This window comes from Edaphosphingomonas laterariae (assembly GCF_900188165.1).
Classification (GTDB): Bacteria; Pseudomonadota; Alphaproteobacteria; order Sphingomonadales; family Sphingomonadaceae; genus Sphingomonas_E; species Sphingomonas_E laterariae.
In genome coordinates, this window is sequence record NZ_FZOS01000069.1 from 1 (window position 1) to 2501 (window position 2501).

General features: G+C 62.7%; 2 protein-coding genes. Both read right to left on the reverse strand.

Translation table 11 applies throughout. The features are described 5' to 3' along the window. Window positions 1–123: 123 nt before the first annotated feature. Window positions 124–891, reverse strand: coding sequence for an IS21-like element ISSsp5 family helper ATPase IstB (istB, locus tag CHB74_RS21280; RefSeq protein WP_089221457.1), 768 nt, complete (start codon window positions 889–891; stop codon window positions 124–126). Beyond that, window positions 888–2381 carry an IS21 family transposase gene (istA, locus tag CHB74_RS21285; RefSeq protein ID WP_089221458.1) on the reverse strand — a complete coding sequence of 498 codons (1494 nt, stop codon included), beginning with the start codon at window positions 2379–2381 and terminating at the stop codon, window positions 888–890. The genes istB and istA overlap by 4 nt, the downstream gene beginning before the upstream one ends. Between the last annotated feature and the right edge of the window lie 120 nt (window positions 2382–2501).

Below are 2501 nucleotides of genomic sequence, written 5' to 3' on the forward strand. Positions count from 1 at the left end.
TGTCAACGGCGGAGCAAAAGTCGGCCATTCGGCGGCGTAAAACCAGGCCACGGTGTTACATGCCGGGGGGAGTGGCGTGAGGGCGTAGCCCGAAGGCCACTCCCCCCGGCATTGGTGTAATTTTCAGGGTCTGGTTTTGGCCGTGCGGGCCCGGCTGTGCGCGAGGCGATAGCTTTCGCCGTTCATCTCGAGGATGCTGACGTGATGGGTCAGGCGATCGAGGAGCGCGCCTGTGAGACGCTCAGATCCGAAGGTTTCGGTCCATTCGTCGAAGGGCAGGTTGCTGGTGATGAAGGTGGAGCCGCGTTCGTAACGCTGGGAGATCAGCTCGAACAACAGTTCGGCGCCGGTCTTGGAGAGCGGCACAAAACCCAGTTCATCGATGATGAGCAGCTTGTATCCGGCTATCTGCTTCTGGAAGCGCAGAAGACGGCGCTCGTCGCGGGCCTCCATCATTTCGCTGACCAGCGCTGCCGCGGTGGTGAAGCCCACCGACAGTCCTTTCTGGCATGCTGCCAGTCCGAGCCCCAACGCTACGTGCGTCTTTCCGGTGCCTGATGGCCCCAGAGCGATGGCGTTCTCACGCCGCTCGATCCACTCGCAGCGCGCCATCTCGAGCACCTGCATCTTGTTGAGCCTGGGGATGGCGGCGAAGTCGAAGCTGTCGAGGCTTTTTACGGCGGGGAAGCGCGCGGCCTTGATGCGCCGCTCGACCATGCGACGCTCCCTTTCGATCATTTCCATCTCGACGAGGCGGGCGAGGAAGCGGATATGATCGACGCTTTCAGCGGCACATTGCCGCGCGAGCTTGTGATGCTCACGCAGGCACGTAGGCAGCTTGAGCGCCTTGAGATGGTGAGCGAGAAGGATCTCCGGGGCCTGATCGCTCATGCGGCCTCCTGCCGGTCGGAGAGCAGGCTCAGATAGGCTCTGGCAAAGGTCTTCTCGACCGTGGTGCGTGGCAGGAAGGGATAGACGTCCAGGTCCAGCCTGGGCGGTACGCGTTCGATCCGGCACAGGACGAGGTGCTTGACGGCATCGAAGCCGATGGCGCCAAGATCGATGGCCTGTTCGACCGCCGCCTGGAGATCGGCGAGGGTGAACGTTTCCAGCAGGCGCAGTACCTGCACATATTCGCGCCTGCCATGTTTGCGCATGCGCCCTTCCATCAACCGCTGCAGTGTCGTGAACGCTTCGGGCAGGTCCCAGCCCTGCAAAGGCGCAGCCTGGTCGAATGCGTTGATCTTCTGCTCGATCAGCGGGAGATAATGGAGCGGGGCGAAGACAACCTCCTCGCGGGCATAGCAACGAGGATGACGGGCGATGACTTCGCTGCGGCAGCCGATCACCACCTCATCGACATAGGCCCTGATCCAGACCTCCTGATGGCCCCAGGCCACCGGAACCGAATAATCGTTGGTCCTGTAGCGCACCAGGGATTGCGAGGAGACCCGCCCGCCTTTCTGATCGCAGGCCTCGAAGGGTGTAGCGGGCAGAGGCTGCATGGCCGCGAGATCGCGTTCCAAGCGCTCACCGATCGTCTCGCTCTGCCCGCGCACCTTGTCCTGCTGGCGCTTGCGGCATTGCTCCTCCAGCCACAGGTTGAACGCCTCCCAGGTCGGGAACTTCGGGATCGGCACCATGAAGTTGCGCCGGCAATAGCCTACCAGCCCCTCCACATTGCCTTTCTCGTTCCCCTTGCCCGGGCGGGCATAGCGGTCGCGGATCACGTAATGCGACAGGAAAGCGCTGAACAGCGTGGCACGCTGCCGCGTGCCGTCGGGCAGGATCTTCGCCACAAGGCAGCGATCGTTGTCATAGACGATCGAGCGCGGTACCGCGCCGAAGAACGCGAAGGCATGAACGTGTCCGTCCACCCAGGCCTCCGCCACCGCCGCCGGATAGGCCCGCACATAGCAGGCATCACTGTGCGGCAGATCGAGCGCGAAGAAGTAGGCCTTCTGTTCCACCCCGCCGATCTCCACCAGCGCTTCCCCGAAGTCGGCCTGCGCATCTCCCGCAGGGTGCGCCAGCGGCACGAACATCTCCCGGCTACGCTGCTCACGCTCCCGAATGTAATCCTTGATGATCGTATAGCCGCCGGTGAAACCATGCTCGGTGCGCAAACGGTCGAATACCCGCTTCGCCGTATGGCGTTGCTTGCGCGGGACACTGCGGTCACCCTCAAGCCATCCATCAATGATCGCCACAAACCCGTCCAGCTTCGGGCGCTGCGGTACGGACTGGCGCCGGTAACCCGGCGGCGATGAAAACGACAGCATCTTGCGTACCGTATCGCGCGACACATTGAAACGCTTCGCCGCCGCCCGTTGGCTCATGCCATCCGCGCAAGCCAGACGGACCTGAAGATAAAGTTCCACGCTGTAGATCCCCACACCTCCCTGACTTGGCAGAAAGGCTTCAAGGTGGACGACTTTTACGCCGCCCGCAGCAGGGCTATCCCGCCGCTACCGTGGTCGAATATTGCTCCGCCGTTCTCA